Source organism: Microvirga sp. 17 mud 1-3, assembly GCF_003151255.1.
In the GTDB taxonomy this organism is placed as follows: Bacteria; Pseudomonadota; Alphaproteobacteria; order Rhizobiales; family Beijerinckiaceae; genus Microvirga.
Genome location: NZ_CP029481.1, coordinates 801,882 through 816,030, shown reverse-complemented (window position 1 = coordinate 816,030; position 14,149 = coordinate 801,882). Strand labels below are relative to the sequence as shown.

The window sequence follows — 14,149 nt, the reverse complement described above, 5'->3', positions numbered from 1 at the left end:
GTCGTTCATGTCAGATCCGTTTCGTTTCGAGGGAGGTGAAGCGTCATGGTCGTCCCCTCCCCGGGCGAGCTTTCCACCTGGATCCTCGCTCCCATTGCGTCCACCAATTGTCCGACCACCCACAGCCCCACTCCGAAGCCTCCGATCGACGATCCCAGGCCGACGGCCCGTTCGAACTGGCCGAAGATTCGGGCCCGATCCGCAGCCGATATGCCGATGCCCCGATCCCGGACCGAGACGATGGCACGATCCGTATCCGAGCGGACCTTGAGGTCGATTGGACGCCCTTGGCCATATTTGATGGCATTCGAGACCAGATTGTCGAGGATTTGCTCCATGGCCAGCCGGTCGCTGCGGACCACGGCTGCATCCGGGGCATCGAGAGCGATGGACGAGCCGGCGTAATGGGCCGCAGGCTGCGCCGCCTCGACGATCTCGTGCGCCAGTTCGGCCAGATCGAAGGACTCGATATCCAGGTTCCGTTTGCCGGTAGTCATGCGCGAGACTTCGAGCAGGGCGGTCGCACGGCGCACATAATGCTCGACCAGTTTCTCGAGACGGGCGAGCCCACCTGCGAGATCGCCTCTGGCGGAGCCGTCCCCCAGCGGCCTGGGCGCGTCGATGATCCGGCGCAGACGTTGTACATGGGCCAGGATCGGCGTCATGGGGTTGCGCAATTCGTGGGCGGCCATCGCCAGAAAGGCATCCCTCGCAGCAACCGCATCACGCAGATCGACGATCTGACGCTCAAGCTCCTCAATCCGTGTCGCCGTTTCTATATCGGGCACCATGTCCCTCGGGGTTGGCGGTTACAGGGCTTGTCCGCCAACCGGGATATTGCCTGTTGGGGTGCCGCATAACCGATAGGGCGTAGCCCCACACATATCAACGGTTTCTCCGACAAAAGAAGGCCCGCTCACCCCTCGTCTCGGTCAGATCACCACGGTAGCCTTCTCGGCGGCCCGCGTGAGGCCCGTGTAGAGCCAGCGGCTGCGGTGCTCGCGGAAGGCATAGGATTCGTCGAACAGGACCAGGTCGTCCCACTGCGAGCCTTGAGCCTTGTGGACGGTGAGCGCATAGCCGTAGGTGAATTCATCGGACTCACGGCGTAGCGCAAAAGGAATCTCCTCCTCGCCTCCTTCGAAGAAGGCCTTGTGAACCGAGACCTCCACGGTCTTCCGACGTCCATCGTCGTCGGGCAGCACATCCATGCGGATGAAGTCGTTCCGGATGCCGCGCAGGGCCTGAATGCTCCAGGTGCCCCCGTTGAGAAGTCCCTTCGTCTTGTCGTTGCGCAGGCACACGAGCTTCTCGCCCGCTGCGGGCATGGGGTCACGGTAGCCATTGAGCTCGCGCAAGCGTGTATTGTACATGCGCCGCGTCTTGTTGAGGCCGACCAGCACCTGGTCAGCCTCCATCACGCGGGCTGCGTCGATCTCGCGACGGCGGATGACGCGGCTCTCACCATAGGTCCCGAGTTCCAGACGCCCCCCTTCCCGCACCTTCATGGACATGTGCACGATGGGGTTGTCCTGCGCCTGGCGATGCACCTCCGTCAGCATCACGTCCGGCTCCGCCTCGGTGAAGAATCCACCGCCCTTCACGGGTGGCAACTGTGCCGGATCGCCGAGCACGAGAACGGGCTGACCGAAGGACAGGAGGTCGCGGCCGAGTTCCTCGTCCACCATCGAGCATTCGTCGATCACGATCAGATCCGCCTTGGCGGCCTGGCTCTGCCTGTTCAGGACGAATTGCGGCCCACCTTCGTCGGATTCGCGGGAGCGATAAATCATGGAATGGATCGTCGAAGCGTCGCGGCATCCTTTGGAGCGCAGCACCAGGGCTGCCTTGCCCGTATAGGCACCGAAGGCGACCTCGCCATCCACCCCTTCGGCGACATGCCGCGCCAGGGTCGTCTTGCCCGTGCCCGCATAGCCGAAGAGGCGGAAGACCGGGCGGTCTCCGCGCCGTAGCCATTCGGCGACGGCTTTGAGGGCGGCATCCTGTTGTGGGGACCAGCTCATGAGAGTTTCGTCTCGCGGCGCAGGGAGTAAAGGATTCCGGCAATGATGCAGGCACTGCCGACGAACACATAGGGATCGAGAGGCTCGCCATAAAGCCTCCAGCCGACAAAAGCGATCAGGGGGATACGCAGAAAGTCGAGCGGCACGACCATGCTCGCATCCCCATGGCGATAGGCGTTCGTCAGGCAGAAATGCGAGAGCAGGCCACCCGCGCAAAGCCCCAGGAGAGGCAGCGCCTGAGAAACCTCCAGACGCTGCCAGAAGCCCCAGCCCGCCCCAATGAGGTTCATCGGCAGCTGCATCAGGTTCATGAGAAAGATGATCGAGAAGGTGCTCTCGGTTGCCGTGAGCCGCTTGGTCACGATGGCCACCAGAGCGAATGCGAGCGCGACGCCGAGAACCAGGAGGCTCGCGGGCTGTGCAGTCTCGGCTCCTGGCCGGAGGATGACGAGGACACCCACGAAGCCGAGTATCACGGCCACCAAACGCCCCTGCGTCAACCGCTCCCGCAGGAACGGGATAGCCAGGAGCGCCACCCATGCGGGGGTGGTGAATTCGAGCGCGAATACGGTGGCCAAAGGCAGGATCGTCAGGCTGAACGCCCAGGCTGCCGTGCCGGCGAAATGCACCACGTTGCGCACGAGATGCAGCCCGATGCGGCCTGACATGAGACCCGGGCGCAGCACCGGCCGGAACGCCGCAAGGAGAAGAAGAAACACGACCGCCGTACCATTGCGGATGGACAGGATCTCGAACACCGAGAAGGTCCCCGAGAGAGCCCGCACGGCAACGGCCGTCGTCGAGAAGGACAGGAGGGCGCCGGTCATCCAAAAGACGACGGCAAGGATGCTGCGATGGGACACGTCTGGAAGCCGAATGGAGTCGGTGGAGGAGCACCCTCTGGATTAACGCCAGATCCCTTTCCCGTGAAGGAATTTTCACAGGGCAGGAGTTCGCCCGATGCCGTCTGCTTCGCACCGTGCAAACCGCCAAGAGGCATCGTCGGATGCGGGCCGGAGGATCAAGCATCAGGTGCGCCCAAGGTTCTCGGTCAGTCAGGCGCATGTGCCGTGAGCGATGATCAGCTCCTGGCAAGCGACGGTCCCCGCGCGTGTCGTCTGCACCAGCAGCAGAGGGGGCGTCGGATGTCCGATCGATGCGGAGTCATACACAGAGCATGCCGGTTCGGCTCTCACGAGAGCATGATTTGCGTGCCGCTCAGGTCGCGGGAAGCGTGACACGGGACACGGATCGCAAAAAAATTTGCACCCGCATTCGGCACGCTTTTGGGACACGATCCAGCATGCATTGCTTGCGCACATCATACCTCTCCGTACGAAGAGGGTGCATCGAAAAGCGTGCAATTCATCCGATGCGAGACACGCTCTATCTCATTGATAAAACGATCTTTTTACAATCATCGTCATATCACATGGCAGCGACCGACAGACACGGCACAACACATCGAACAGCAGTATTGCGGGGTGCATCGCGCCCTCTGAGCGCAAGCCTGAAAGCAGCAGCAGGCGAAAAGTATCCACAGAAAATGTGCCCGTTTTACTTTCTACACTTTCCGTTAATCGGAACCCGCTTGGTATAACGACGTTGCCTTCGAAGCGTGACGGTTGCACGCGAAGGCCCTTGAAGGAGGCGGCTATGCCGACAGACGAAAAGTCAAACCCGCTGACGATGCTGTTCACGGGTGACTCTGGTGCGACCAGCACCAAAAAGAAGAGCAGCGCCCGCCGCAGCTCTTCCAGCAAGAAGAGCGGATCGTCCAGTGCCAAGAGCGGCACGAAGACGGCCCGTAAATCCGCCGCGAAATCGGCCGGGACCTCGTCCCGCAAGAGCGCCGCGAAGAGCGGCACGAAGACGGCTTCCAGGACCGGCACCAAGTCGGCCGCGAAGTCCTCGACCCGCAGCGCTGCTTCCCGCAGCACGGCGGCCAAGAAGGCTCCGTCCAGGACGACGAGCCGGAGCGCAGCGTCCAAGACCGGCGCAAGCAAGTCCAGCGCGAGCAGGACCAGCGCGGCGAAGTCCGGCGCCAAGAAGACGGCCGCGAAGGCCACCACCTCGCGTTCGGCCGCCAAGAAGGCACCCGCCAAGTCGGCAGCAAAGTCCTCGACCCGCAGCGCTGCTTCCCGCAGCACGACGGCCAGGAAGGCTCCGTCCAAGACGGCCAGCCGGAGCGCAGCGTCCTCGCGTTCGAGCGCATCCCGCAGCACCTCGGCTCGCAGCAGCGCCAAGCCCGCGGCCCGGTCTTCGGCTTCGAAGTCGTCCGCCCGGTCGACCGCGGCGAAGTCCTCGACCCGGTCTTCGGCCTCGAAGTCCTCGGCTCGCACCGCGGCCAAGAGCCCCTCGAAGAGCTCTGCGTCCAAGTCCCGCAGCGCGGGCAAGTCTCGCAGCACGGCTAAGGCGCCGGCTCGCGCGGCAGCTGCCACGAGCCGCACGTCCTCGACCAAGAAGTCGAGCGCCGTCGGCACGAAGCGCTCCTCCGGCTCTCGCAAGTCTCCGACGAAGTCGAAGCGCTGAGCTTGAACCGTTCGGTACGGCCGGCGGGATCTTCCCTGCTCGCCGGACCCGACAAAAAATCGCCCGGCGAAAGCCGGGCGATTGTCGTTCAGGGCCGTCGTAGAGCATCGGCTCAGCGGCCGGTGCTCAGCGGATCGCTCTCTCCCCAGTAGGGCGTGGCGTTGTAATAGCGGTGGACGTGCTCCTCCCACTGGCGATCGTAGGAGGCATCGTGCCCCTCCGCCGTGCGGCGCGGGGCACCGCGAAGCTGATCCTCGGTGAGATTCAGCTCATAAGCATCCAGCTCCGTGTTGTATTTCAGGACGCCCCAAGGAAGGGTGTAGTACTCCTCTCCGAGGCCCATGAAGCCGCCGAAGCTCATGACCGCATAGGCCACCTTGCCGGAGCGCTTGTCGATCATGACGCGCTCGATCGTCCCGATCTTGTCGCCGTCGGTCCGCCGAACCGGCGTTCCTTCGACCTTGTCACTGGCGATCAGACTGTGGGTCTCACGAACGGCGCTGCTCTGTGTCGTCGTCTCCATCGTCTTCTCCTTTGTCCTTCGATGCCATGGCAACGCTCGGGCAAAAACGCCGGTTCCGGGCCATTTTCAGCGTTGGCGCGCCTGGATGCGGACGCGGCTCGCCTCAGGGAGCGACGGACCGCCGCCGCACGGCCTGGGAACCCGTCTTTTACCCTCACGTTGAACCGGGTTCGCGGACGCCATGGGAGCGGAGGAGCAAAAGATGAGATTTCAGCAGAAGCCGGTCGAGGAACAGGTCGTCGTCGTCACCGGCGCTTCGAGCGGGATCGGGCTCGCTACGGCCCGGCTTCTTGCCGAGCGCGGAGCACGGCGCCTCGTGCTCGTCGCGCGCAATGCGGATGCCCTCCGACAGATCGCCGATGAGCTGAACCGGGCAGGAACGCGGACCCTTGCGGTCCCGGCCGACGTCAGCAGATACGAGGATCTGGAACAGGTGGCCCGACAGACGATCGACACCTTCGGCGGCTTCGATACCTGGATCAACGACGCAGCCGTGACCCTCTACGGCTCCCTCGACCGCATCCCCATGCAGGACCAGCGCCGGCTCTTCGAGGTGAATTACTGGGGTGTCGTCTATGGCTCGACGATTGCGGCCGAGCATCTGCGCAAACGGGGCGGCACCATCATCAACGTAGGAAGCGTGCTGTCCGAGCGCGCCATGATGCTCCAGACGCAGTATTCCGCTTCCAAACATGCCGTGAAGGGCTTTACCGACGGGTTCCGCATGGAGCTGGAAAACGAGGGCGCCCCGGTCTGGCTTTGCCTGATCAAACCGTCGTCCATCGACACGCCTTATGTGGAGCATGCCCGCAACTACCTCGATGCGGAGGCCGCCGTGCCGCCCCCCAGCTACGATCCGCACCTGGTCGCGAGGGCCATTGTGTTTGCGGCCGAGAACAAGCGGCGGGAAATGACCATCGGGTTCGGCGGCTGGGCCATCGGCGCCATGGGCAAGGTCGCTCCGCGAATGGTCGATCGCGCCATGGAATGGACCGGCTATTCCAGCCAGACCACACATCATCCGGAGCGCCCGGGAATGAGGGACAATCTTTATCGTGCCCGGCAGGACGGGGACATGTATTCCTCGCTTCCGGGTGAGCCGCGCAAGACGAGCCTGCTTCTCGAGGCGCAGATGCATCCCGTCGCCACAACCGCGATCCTTGCCGGCATAGGAGCCGCAGTGGCGGCCTTGCTGCTTCCCCTCAGGTCTTCTCGCCGCCGTCCGCACCGCCGTCCGGCGCCACCCTACCGCACCGTGACGCGCCGCCTGGGAAATGGCCACGACAAGCATGGTCCCGGCCCTGGTTACATGTCCCGGCGCATGGAACCTGGTGCCCGCCCGCAGGCACGGCACTGACCGGTCACGATCGCGATTTGGGAGAACGGGAAGCCGGAGACCTCCTCCGGCCTCAACCTCCCGCCTGTCCTGGGAGTCCGGTCAGCCGACTCCATTTTCCGGTACGATGCTCTAGCCTTCCTCCATGCATGTGATTCGAATTCTCGCCTCGAGCCTTCTCCTCATCCTCGCCACCGCGGCCCAGGCCCAGGACAAAGGAAGCGTCAACCCCAAGCCGCTTCCACCCCTGGCGCGTCCCGACGATCCGTCCGTCGCCGCGAAGGAATTGTTCGGCCGCCGGGAAAAGCCCGCCGCACTGCCGGCGCATTCCATCGGCGGCTATGCCCGCGGTTGCCTGGCCGGCGGAGCCGAGATTCCGGTAGACGGGGAGACCTGGCAGGTCATGCGCCTGTCCCGCAACCGGAACTGGGGCCACCCCGACATGGTCGCCTTTCTCCGGCAGCTGTCGGCGAAAGTGCCCCAGGTCAATGGTTGGCCGGGCCTGCTCGTCGGCGACATGGCGCAACCGCGCGGCGGCCCCATGATCACAGGTCATGCTTCTCACCAGATCGGCCTCGATGCCGACATCTGGCTGACGCCCATGCCGTCGCGTCGCCTGAGCCGCGCCGAACGCGAGGAAATGTCCGCAACGAATGTCGTGAGACCGGATGGGATCGACGTGGATCCTGAGGCCTGGACTCCCCAGCACACGGCCCTCCTGCGTGCTGCCGCATCGCAGCGGAGCGTTGCCCGCATCTTCGTGAATGCTGCCATCAAGAAGGCGCTCTGCCGTGAGGCCGGTGAGGACCGGGCGTGGCTTCGAAAGATACGGCCCATGTTCGGGCACAATTACCACTTCCATGTCCGTCTCGCCTGCCCGGGCGGTAGTGAGGCCTGCGAAGACCAGAGCCCGCCTCCGGCCGGCGACGGCTGTGGAGCGGAACTTGCCCGCTGGTTCACGCCCGAATTTCTCCACCCGAAGCCGGGCAAGCCGCGCCCTCCCCTGACGCTGGCACAGCTTCCGTCCGAATGCCGTCGAGTGCTGGCAGCCCCTTGATCATGGGGCAGCGCGATGCGCACTCCAAAAGAAAGGCCCCTGGTTCTCGTCAACCAGGGGCCTTTCTTTTTGAGGTGGGGCTGCTTTTCGCCTGAAATGGCGCGCTACTCGGCGGCGATACCGGTTCCGATTTGGCAGGCCACGCCCGTTCCGCCGAGCCCGCAATAGCCGTTGGGGTTCTTCGCCAGATATTGCTGATGATAATCCTCAGCAAAATAGAAAGGCCCGGCTTCGAGGATCTCGGTCGTCACCGGCCCATAACCCTTGCCGGCAAGCGCCGTCTCATAGGCGCCGCGACTGGCCTCCGCAGCCTGTCGCTGGCTCTCGTCAAAGACATAGATCCCAGAGCGGTACTGGGTGCCGATATCGTTGCCCTGGCGCATCCCCTGGGTGGGATCATGACTCTCCCAGAATGTTTTCAGGAGCGCCTCATAGGAGATCTTTCCGGGATCGAAGACCACGAGCACCACTTCGTTATGGCCCGTCAGACCCGTGCAGACCTCCTCGTAGGTCGGGTTCGGCGTAACCCCGGCCGAATATCCCGCAGCCGTGATCCAGATACCGTCTTCGAGCTGCCAGAACTTCCGCTCCGCTCCCCAGAAGCAGCCGAGCCCGAACATGGCTTTCTCGAAGCCCTCCGGATAGGGCGGCTTGAGGGGATGCCCATTGATGAAATGGGTCGGCGCCGTCTCCAGGGGCATCTCACGCCCCGGCAAGGCCTCCGAGGCCGTGGGAAGATCGAGTCGCTTGCGAAATCCAAACATGGCGGGTCCTCGTTTCCTCACATGTAGTGACGCTTCGTTTCCGAACGAAGGCCTGCTTCCGTCACCATTCCGCGAGGCTCCTCCGGGGAGGATCAGCGCCCGGCCAGATAGCCGATAGGCTCCATGGATCTCTGCCCCGCCCAGAGCAGGAAGGCGCCGATAAGGAAAGCCGTAACGGATGCCGGGAACTGGAGAAGATGGATGAGGAAGGTATCCCAGAACCAGGGCGATAGCCGAGCCGCAACGCGGGTCTGAAGCTCCGGTACGCCGCCCGGGACAAGGAAGCCGATAAGGCTGTCGACCGTCGTGAACGATATCACATTATTGACGATCGAGCGGGTTCCGTCGATCACAAGACCGACGAAGCCAGCGGCGACCAGCAGCAAGCCGAACATACGCGCCAGAAACTTCAACAAGATTCCTCTCCGAACGAAGGGGTTATTTTAGGGCCTTTTCGCAAGAAGGCAAAGTGTCGCCGCCTTTTCGATGCAACTTGCATCTTGCCTTTTATGTCCATTTGGAGCTACACGGACGCCCTCCGCTGCATGCGGAATGTTCGGCCGTCGGGGAGTAACCCTCAAGCGGCCGGAAAAGCCTGAGAGCTTTACGGAGGGGTGGCCGAGTGGTTGAAGGCGCACGCCTGGAAAGTGTGTATACGGGCAACCGTATCGAGGGTTCGAATCCCTCTCCCTCCGCCATTACCTGACCAGCCCAGATTTTTTGGATTTCCCTTGCGAAACCTGCCTCAAGGGCTGGATTCACCCTGCAATTTCGGGCAATTACCCTCGGATAAGCACTTGCTGCCTTCAAAAGGTTTTATAGAGTTTGACCTCATCGTCTATTGTTGATTTGAAAATTCCCTAGCCGGCTGGTCGCGTGGTCGGCAACTGCGGAGGCGATCAATTGGCCACATGCGAGTGCAGGAAGCAAATATGCCTATAGAAGACAGTTCTTGCTCTATAAGCGTTACGCCTCCTTAAGGCGTAAGTGGAATATTAGAGACCGGTTGCCTTACGAAATCTCCCGGATGTGCGATGGAATCTTTGAGGTGCTTTGATCCGCTCTCGTCGGACAGCAGCTTAAAGAGGGACCTCCAACCAATGCCGGGTGAGATAGTCGCTCGAAATTAAGGCGAGCATGATGATGATGCCGACTGCTCCTGCGAGTGCAGCGAGCCGGATCAGCCCGCTTACCTCCCTCAGGTGCATGAAGAACCAGAAGATCAGGGCCGCCTTGGCAAATCCGATACCGACATTTACCACCGGCTTGAACGCACCCAGCGGCAGAAAGCTTGCGCCGAGTGTCAGTCCCAGAAGCGCCATGAGCGCAATCCAGACGAGGACGAGGGTACGAATATGGGCCGTCATCGCAGTCACCGGGCAAGATAGAAGATCGGGTAAATGAATACCCAAACCACATCGACGAGGTGCCAGTAGAGCCCCACGATTTCCACCGTCACGGCTCGGCGCGGCAAGGGAGTTTCGGAACGTGCGACACGCCATGCAAGCCCGGACACCAGGATGATGCCGATCGTGAGATGGAGGGCGTGCAGGCCGGTTCCCACCAAGTAAAAATTGAAAAAGAGCTGCTCGCCGGGCTTCGACAGGGGCCTCATCCCGTCAGAGAGCGGCATCAGGCCCTCGGCGTATTCCTGGTAGTACTCGACACTCTTGATCGCCAGGAAGACAAGCCCGAGTGCAACCGTCAGGCAAAGCCAAGCAGAGGTTGCACGGAACTTTCCTTCACGTGACAGCTGGACGGCGAGCGCCATCGCCAGGCTGGACGTCAGGAGCACTGCCGTATTGAGACTGCCGAGCCATAGATTCAGATGCTTTGCGGCCGATGAAGCCTCTTCGGGGTGCAAGACGCGCACCACGTAGACCGCAGTCAGAAAGCCCCCGAACAGCATGATCTCGGTCACGAGGAAGATATACATGCCTAAAAGATCGGCCTCACGCTGCTGTGCTGGCTCCGCATAGGGCGAATGGGCGGCGGGCTGGTCACTCACGGCTCATCGGATCCCTGATCGGATAGTCGTACGGGGGTCTCGTAACGACAGGCATCTCGGCGAAGTTCTGCTTTGGCGGAGGTGACGGAACTGTCCATTCAAGGCCGGTCGCCCCCCAAGGATTTGAGCCTGCAGGCTGTCCATGCCGCAGGGAGTAGAGGAGATATATGAGAGGAAGAAGATATCCGACGGCCAGAATACTCGCCCCAGCCGAAGACAGTACGTGAAGGACCTGAAACTCCGGCGGATACACGTGATAGCGCCGGGGCATTCCGAGATAGCCGAGGATGAACTGCGGAAAGAACGTCAGGTTAAATCCCAGGAAAATCAGCGCCGCCGTGATCCGGCCCCAGGTGATGTTGTACATCCGTCCGGTGATCTTGGGCCACCAGAAGTGCAGCGCACCGAAGAATGCCGTGACCGCACCCCCGACCATGATGTAGTGAAAGTGGGCCACGACGAAATACGTGTCATGGACATGCACGTCGACGGCAAGCATAGCGAGCATGAGACCGGTAAGGCCACCGATTACAAAAAGACCAATGAAGCCCATGGCGAAGAGAAAAGCGGGGTCGAGGGAAATCGAACCTTTGTAGAGCGTCGCGATCCAGTTGTAGACCTTGATCCCGGACGGCACCGCAACGGCGATGCTCAGGAAGGAGAACACTGCACTGGCATATGTGGACTCGCCGGCCACGAACATGTGGTGTCCCCACACGAGAAACCCGATGACGGCAATCGCCACGCTCGAATAGGCGATGAACCAGTAGCCAAAGATGCGTTTACGGGCCGCGGCGGTGACAAGCTCGCTCAAGACGCCGAAGGCCGGCAGCACCATGATATAGACGGCCGGATGGCTGTAGAACCAGAAGAGATGCTGGTAGAGCAGTGGATCACCGCCCAGATCCGGATTGAAAATTCCGATGCCGGAGAGGCGCTCGATACAGACAAGGATGAGCAGCATCGTCAGCACAGGCGTCGCCAGAACCAGAATCATGGCTGTCGCATAGAGTGACCAGACGAAGAGCGGCAAGCGCGACCACGTCATCCCCGGGCAGCGCAGCTTATGCACTGTGACGATGAAGTTCATGCCCGTGAAAATCGACGAGAAGCCCACGATGATCACGGCCAGGAGGGCAGCCACCACGTAGCCATTGGCGAAGAGGGTCGAGAGCGGCGTATAGAATGTCCAGCCCGTATCGACGCCCCCTGCAATCAAGGCATACAGCGTAAACAGACCAGCCAGAACGTACAGATACCAGCTCGCCAGGTTGATCCTGGGAAAGGCGAGATCTTGCGCACCAATCATGAGTGGGATGAGGAAATTGCCGAACGTGGCTGGAATCGACGGAATGAGGAAGAACCACACCATGACGACTCCGTGGAGCGTGAAGGCTCGATTATAGCCCTCGTTCGACAGCAGGTCCCCGCCGGGAGTCGCAAGGTCGAGCCTTATCAGAGCGGCCGCGATGCCGCCGATAAAGAAAAAGGCCGTGATCGCGTAAAGATACAGGACAGCGATGCGCTTATGGTCGGTCGTCGTGAGCCAGGACCGCAGACTATATCCGGCCCTCAGGTAACTCGCCCTTTCGGACGGTGTTTCAAGAGTTGCACCGACTGTCACTTCACTCTCCACGAAGCTGGCCGGAGGGACTTGATGTAAGCGACCAACTGGATCACCTCATCGTCTCTCAAGATGTTCTTGAATGTCGGCATGATGGGCTCGTACCCGGCCGCAATCTGCTTTTGAGGCAGAAGAATGCTGTCCTGGATATACTGCTCGTCGGCGATAACGGTCTCGCCGCTCGCGAGCGCGACGGCGCGGCCGTAGAGGCCTGCAAGATCGGGCGCGTGAACGGCCGAAGAGGCCGCATGGCACCCACTGCAGCCATACTTGCGAAACAGAACCTCGCCTGAGGCCACCAACGACTGATCGACGCCGGAACTGGAGAGCCAAGCGGCATATTCGTCGGCCGTCTGTACATAGAACCTGCCGCCCATGACCGAATGGTCGGTGCCGCAGAACTCGGCGCATGTCATCCAATAGACGCCCGGCTTATCCGCCTTGAACCATAGGGAGGAGACCCTTCCGGGCACAACGTCCTGTTTGACGCGCAGGGCCGGGACATAGAAACTATGAATCACGTCCTGAGAGTTCATGACCAGGCGCACCGGCTGACCGACGGGAATGTGCAATTCGTCAATCTCTCGCTGGCCGCCGGGATGCTGAGCTTTCCACATCCACTGTTTGGCAACGATGAAAATATCGAGCGTGTCGGACGGCGGATTCCTAAGTTCGAAGAAAAGGGATGTCGACCAGACATAGAAACCGAGCGCGGCAAGAAACGGCACAACGGACCAAGATACTTCAAGCCAGACCTTACGGTTAGGCGCATGCTGGCGATCGACAGTCTTGCCGCGGCGGTATTTGACGGCAAAGACGAAAACCAGCACTCCGACTGGGATAACCAGCAAGGCCACAAAAACCGTGAAGGCCATGATAAACGTGTCGAGCTGTGCGGCATGACCTGAGGCCTGTTGCGGCCAGAGTTGCAGAGAGCCGCTCATTGCCCCCCACTCCGGACTGCCCGCTCCCGGCGCCACAAGACCACGACCGCAGCGGCCAGGATCAGCACCGTCGCGGTTCCGGCCATCTGCACGAGGCGGTTAATCAAGAGCGTGTAGCGTCCTGTACGCGGATCATAATGGTAGCAGAGCAGGATCAGTCGTTCACCGAGGCCGCCGACCCTATTTTTTTGCGCGGAAGCTATCGCATCCCTAAGCTCGTCCGAAGTGGGGGCCAGACCGTAGACCCATCGCACAAGACGTCCTTCTGAGGACAGCACGGCGACGGCAGCCGCATGGGCGAACTGACCGAGTTCAGGATCATAGGCGTAGCGATACCCCAAAGAACCCGTGATCGATTCCACCGCTTCTGCGGTTCCGACCAAAGCATGGTAGCTCCTCGACGGTCCGTCTGCTTGCCGAGCCGCGAGCGCCGACAGGGAGGCCGCAGCGTCCCTGGGTGTTTCATGCGGGTCGATGCTGAGAGCAACTACGACGAAATCGGGATCGCGCGGCTGACTCACAACTGCATCGGCCAATCCTCCCAGCGTCACACCGCAGATATTGGGGCATTTATGCAGCACGGGTGCGAGAACGATGGGTCTGCCCCCTCCGAGGGAACGCAGACTGGCCGTGCGCCCTGTCTCGTCCTGAAAGGTCAAGTCGAGCGGTATCTGCGCACCCGGCTCGGAGTCGATTCCCGCGGCATCGAATGGATCGAACGAAGCTGCCCGAACTGTCGAGGGCGTGACCCCGATGGCGAAAAGCATGATGAGAAGGCCAGTCCACCGTCTCATGGGGGCGCCTCGAGTGATGATGCACCGGGATTGGACGGCTCCCGCGGCGTTGGCTGCCGCATTGTCCGAGATTCTGGCGCAGGTGGAGGCGGCGACCCTGCGTTTACTTCATTTCCGGCGCTTGCATTCGGCTCGTCGAGATCGGGCCATCCATGAGCAACGAGCAATTCCATGGCGCGCCCAATCGGGATATGGGCCCGTCCGCGTTCCTCAGTCCAACCATAGCCGTCGAGCTGGGCACGAGCTGCTGCCTCAAAAGCTCTGCGATCCTCCTGCGGAGAAATCTGCAGGCGGGGCTCTGGTGGATAGAGGCTTACGCGGGCAGGAACACGGGCCACCGAGCCTTCGCGAGCCTGCTCATCCCGATCTCGCATAGTGAACAAGACACCTCCCACAAAGGCGCCTGACACGGCAATCGCCACGATCAGGCCGAGAATGGCGTAAAAGATGCTCCTGGCGCGCACATCTGTCGGTTCGTGGCCGCGACGGCGCACATCTTCGGGAATGTCCTCCAGCGCACCCCGCTGCGTTCTGACCAAACCG

14 protein-coding genes and 1 tRNA gene are annotated in these 14,149 nt (G+C 61.6%); 3 read left to right on the top strand and 12 right to left on the bottom strand.

Annotated features, from left to right (window positions below; genetic code table 11):
• Window positions 1–5: 5 nt before the first annotated feature.
• The 5 genes from C4E04_RS03735 to C4E04_RS03715 all read right to left on the bottom strand — a co-directional run bounded on the left by C4E04_RS03735 (window position 6) and on the right by C4E04_RS03715 (window position 5,079).
• Window positions 6–791: a sensor histidine kinase KdpD gene (locus tag C4E04_RS03735; RefSeq protein WP_109595088.1), complete on the bottom strand. Its 786-nt coding sequence runs from the start codon at window positions 789–791 to the stop codon at window positions 6–8.
• Between the two features lie 141 nt (window positions 792–932).
• The gene (locus C4E04_RS03730) at window positions 933–2,024 is read right to left on the bottom strand and encodes an ATP-dependent RecD-like DNA helicase (RefSeq protein ID WP_109595086.1); all 1,092 of its coding nucleotides are present in this window, start codon (window positions 2,022–2,024) and stop codon (window positions 933–935) included.
• Window positions 2,021–2,887, bottom strand: a complete 867-nt coding sequence (locus tag C4E04_RS03725) for a DMT family transporter (protein ID WP_109595084.1) — start codon at window positions 2,885–2,887, stop codon at window positions 2,021–2,023. Before C4E04_RS03725 ends, C4E04_RS03730 begins: the two co-directional genes overlap by 4 nt.
• 528 nt (window positions 2,888–3,415) lie before the next feature.
• A complete protein-coding gene (locus C4E04_RS03720; protein ID WP_162559264.1) occupies window positions 3,416–4,507 on the bottom strand; it encodes a hypothetical protein in 1,092 nt (363 codons plus the stop codon).
• Between the two features lie 161 nt (window positions 4,508–4,668).
• A complete protein-coding gene (locus tag C4E04_RS03715; protein WP_109595080.1) occupies window positions 4,669–5,079 on the bottom strand; it encodes a PRC-barrel domain-containing protein in 411 nt (136 codons plus the stop codon).
• A 202-nt stretch (window positions 5,080–5,281) separates the two neighbouring features.
• Here C4E04_RS03715 and C4E04_RS03710 point away from each other — a divergent pair, with 202 nt between their 5' ends.
• Together C4E04_RS03710 and mepA are read left to right on the top strand one after the other, a co-directional pair.
• Window positions 5,282–6,436, top strand: a complete 1,155-nt coding sequence (locus C4E04_RS03710) for an SDR family oxidoreductase (protein ID WP_109595078.1) — start codon at window positions 5,282–5,284, stop codon at window positions 6,434–6,436.
• Window positions 6,437–6,560: 124 nt separating this feature from the next.
• Window positions 6,561–7,472, top strand: a complete 912-nt coding sequence (gene mepA / locus C4E04_RS03705) for a penicillin-insensitive murein endopeptidase (protein WP_109595076.1) — start codon at window positions 6,561–6,563, stop codon at window positions 7,470–7,472.
• Window positions 7,473–7,576: 104 nt separating this feature from the next.
• Here mepA and msrA read toward each other — a convergent pair whose 3' ends face one another.
• Together msrA and C4E04_RS03695 are read right to left on the bottom strand one after the other, a co-directional pair.
• Complete coding sequence (gene msrA / locus C4E04_RS03700) at window positions 7,577–8,236, bottom strand: peptide-methionine (S)-S-oxide reductase MsrA (RefSeq protein WP_109595074.1); 660 nt, start codon at window positions 8,234–8,236, stop codon at window positions 7,577–7,579.
• A 92-nt stretch (window positions 8,237–8,328) separates the two neighbouring features.
• Window positions 8,329–8,652, bottom strand: coding sequence for a PetM family of cytochrome b6f complex subunit 7 (locus C4E04_RS03695; RefSeq protein WP_162559263.1), 324 nt, complete (start codon window positions 8,650–8,652; stop codon window positions 8,329–8,331).
• A gap of 192 nt (window positions 8,653–8,844) precedes the next feature.
• Here C4E04_RS03695 and C4E04_RS03690 point away from each other — a divergent pair.
• Window positions 8,845–8,934, top strand: a tRNA-Ser gene (locus C4E04_RS03690).
• 381 nt (window positions 8,935–9,315) lie between these two features.
• On the opposite strand, the gene C4E04_RS03685 is transcribed toward C4E04_RS03690, so the two are convergent.
• The 5 genes from C4E04_RS03685 to C4E04_RS03665 are packed head-to-tail and all read right to left on the bottom strand — an operon-like array spanning window position 9,316 to window position 13,606.
• Window positions 9,316–9,603, bottom strand: a complete 288-nt coding sequence (locus C4E04_RS03685; protein WP_109595070.1) for a cytochrome C oxidase subunit IV family protein — start codon at window positions 9,601–9,603, stop codon at window positions 9,316–9,318.
• Between the two features lie 5 nt (window positions 9,604–9,608).
• Window positions 9,609–10,244, bottom strand: coding sequence for a cytochrome c oxidase subunit 3 (locus C4E04_RS03680; RefSeq protein WP_210204599.1), 636 nt, complete (start codon window positions 10,242–10,244; stop codon window positions 9,609–9,611).
• Window positions 10,237–11,868: a cytochrome c oxidase subunit I gene (ctaD, locus tag C4E04_RS03675; RefSeq protein WP_109595066.1), complete on the bottom strand. Its 1,632-nt coding sequence runs from the start codon at window positions 11,866–11,868 to the stop codon at window positions 10,237–10,239. The genes C4E04_RS03680 and ctaD overlap by 8 nt, the downstream gene beginning before the upstream one ends.
• Window positions 11,865–12,812: a cytochrome c oxidase subunit II gene (gene coxB / locus C4E04_RS03670; protein ID WP_109595064.1), complete on the bottom strand. Its 948-nt coding sequence runs from the start codon at window positions 12,810–12,812 to the stop codon at window positions 11,865–11,867. Before coxB ends, ctaD begins: the two co-directional genes overlap by 4 nt.
• Entirely contained in the window at window positions 12,809–13,606 is a 798-nt protein-coding gene (locus C4E04_RS03665; protein WP_109595062.1) for an SCO family protein, read from the bottom strand. The genes coxB and C4E04_RS03665 overlap by 4 nt, the downstream gene beginning before the upstream one ends.
• Window positions 13,607–14,149 lie beyond the last annotated feature (543 nt).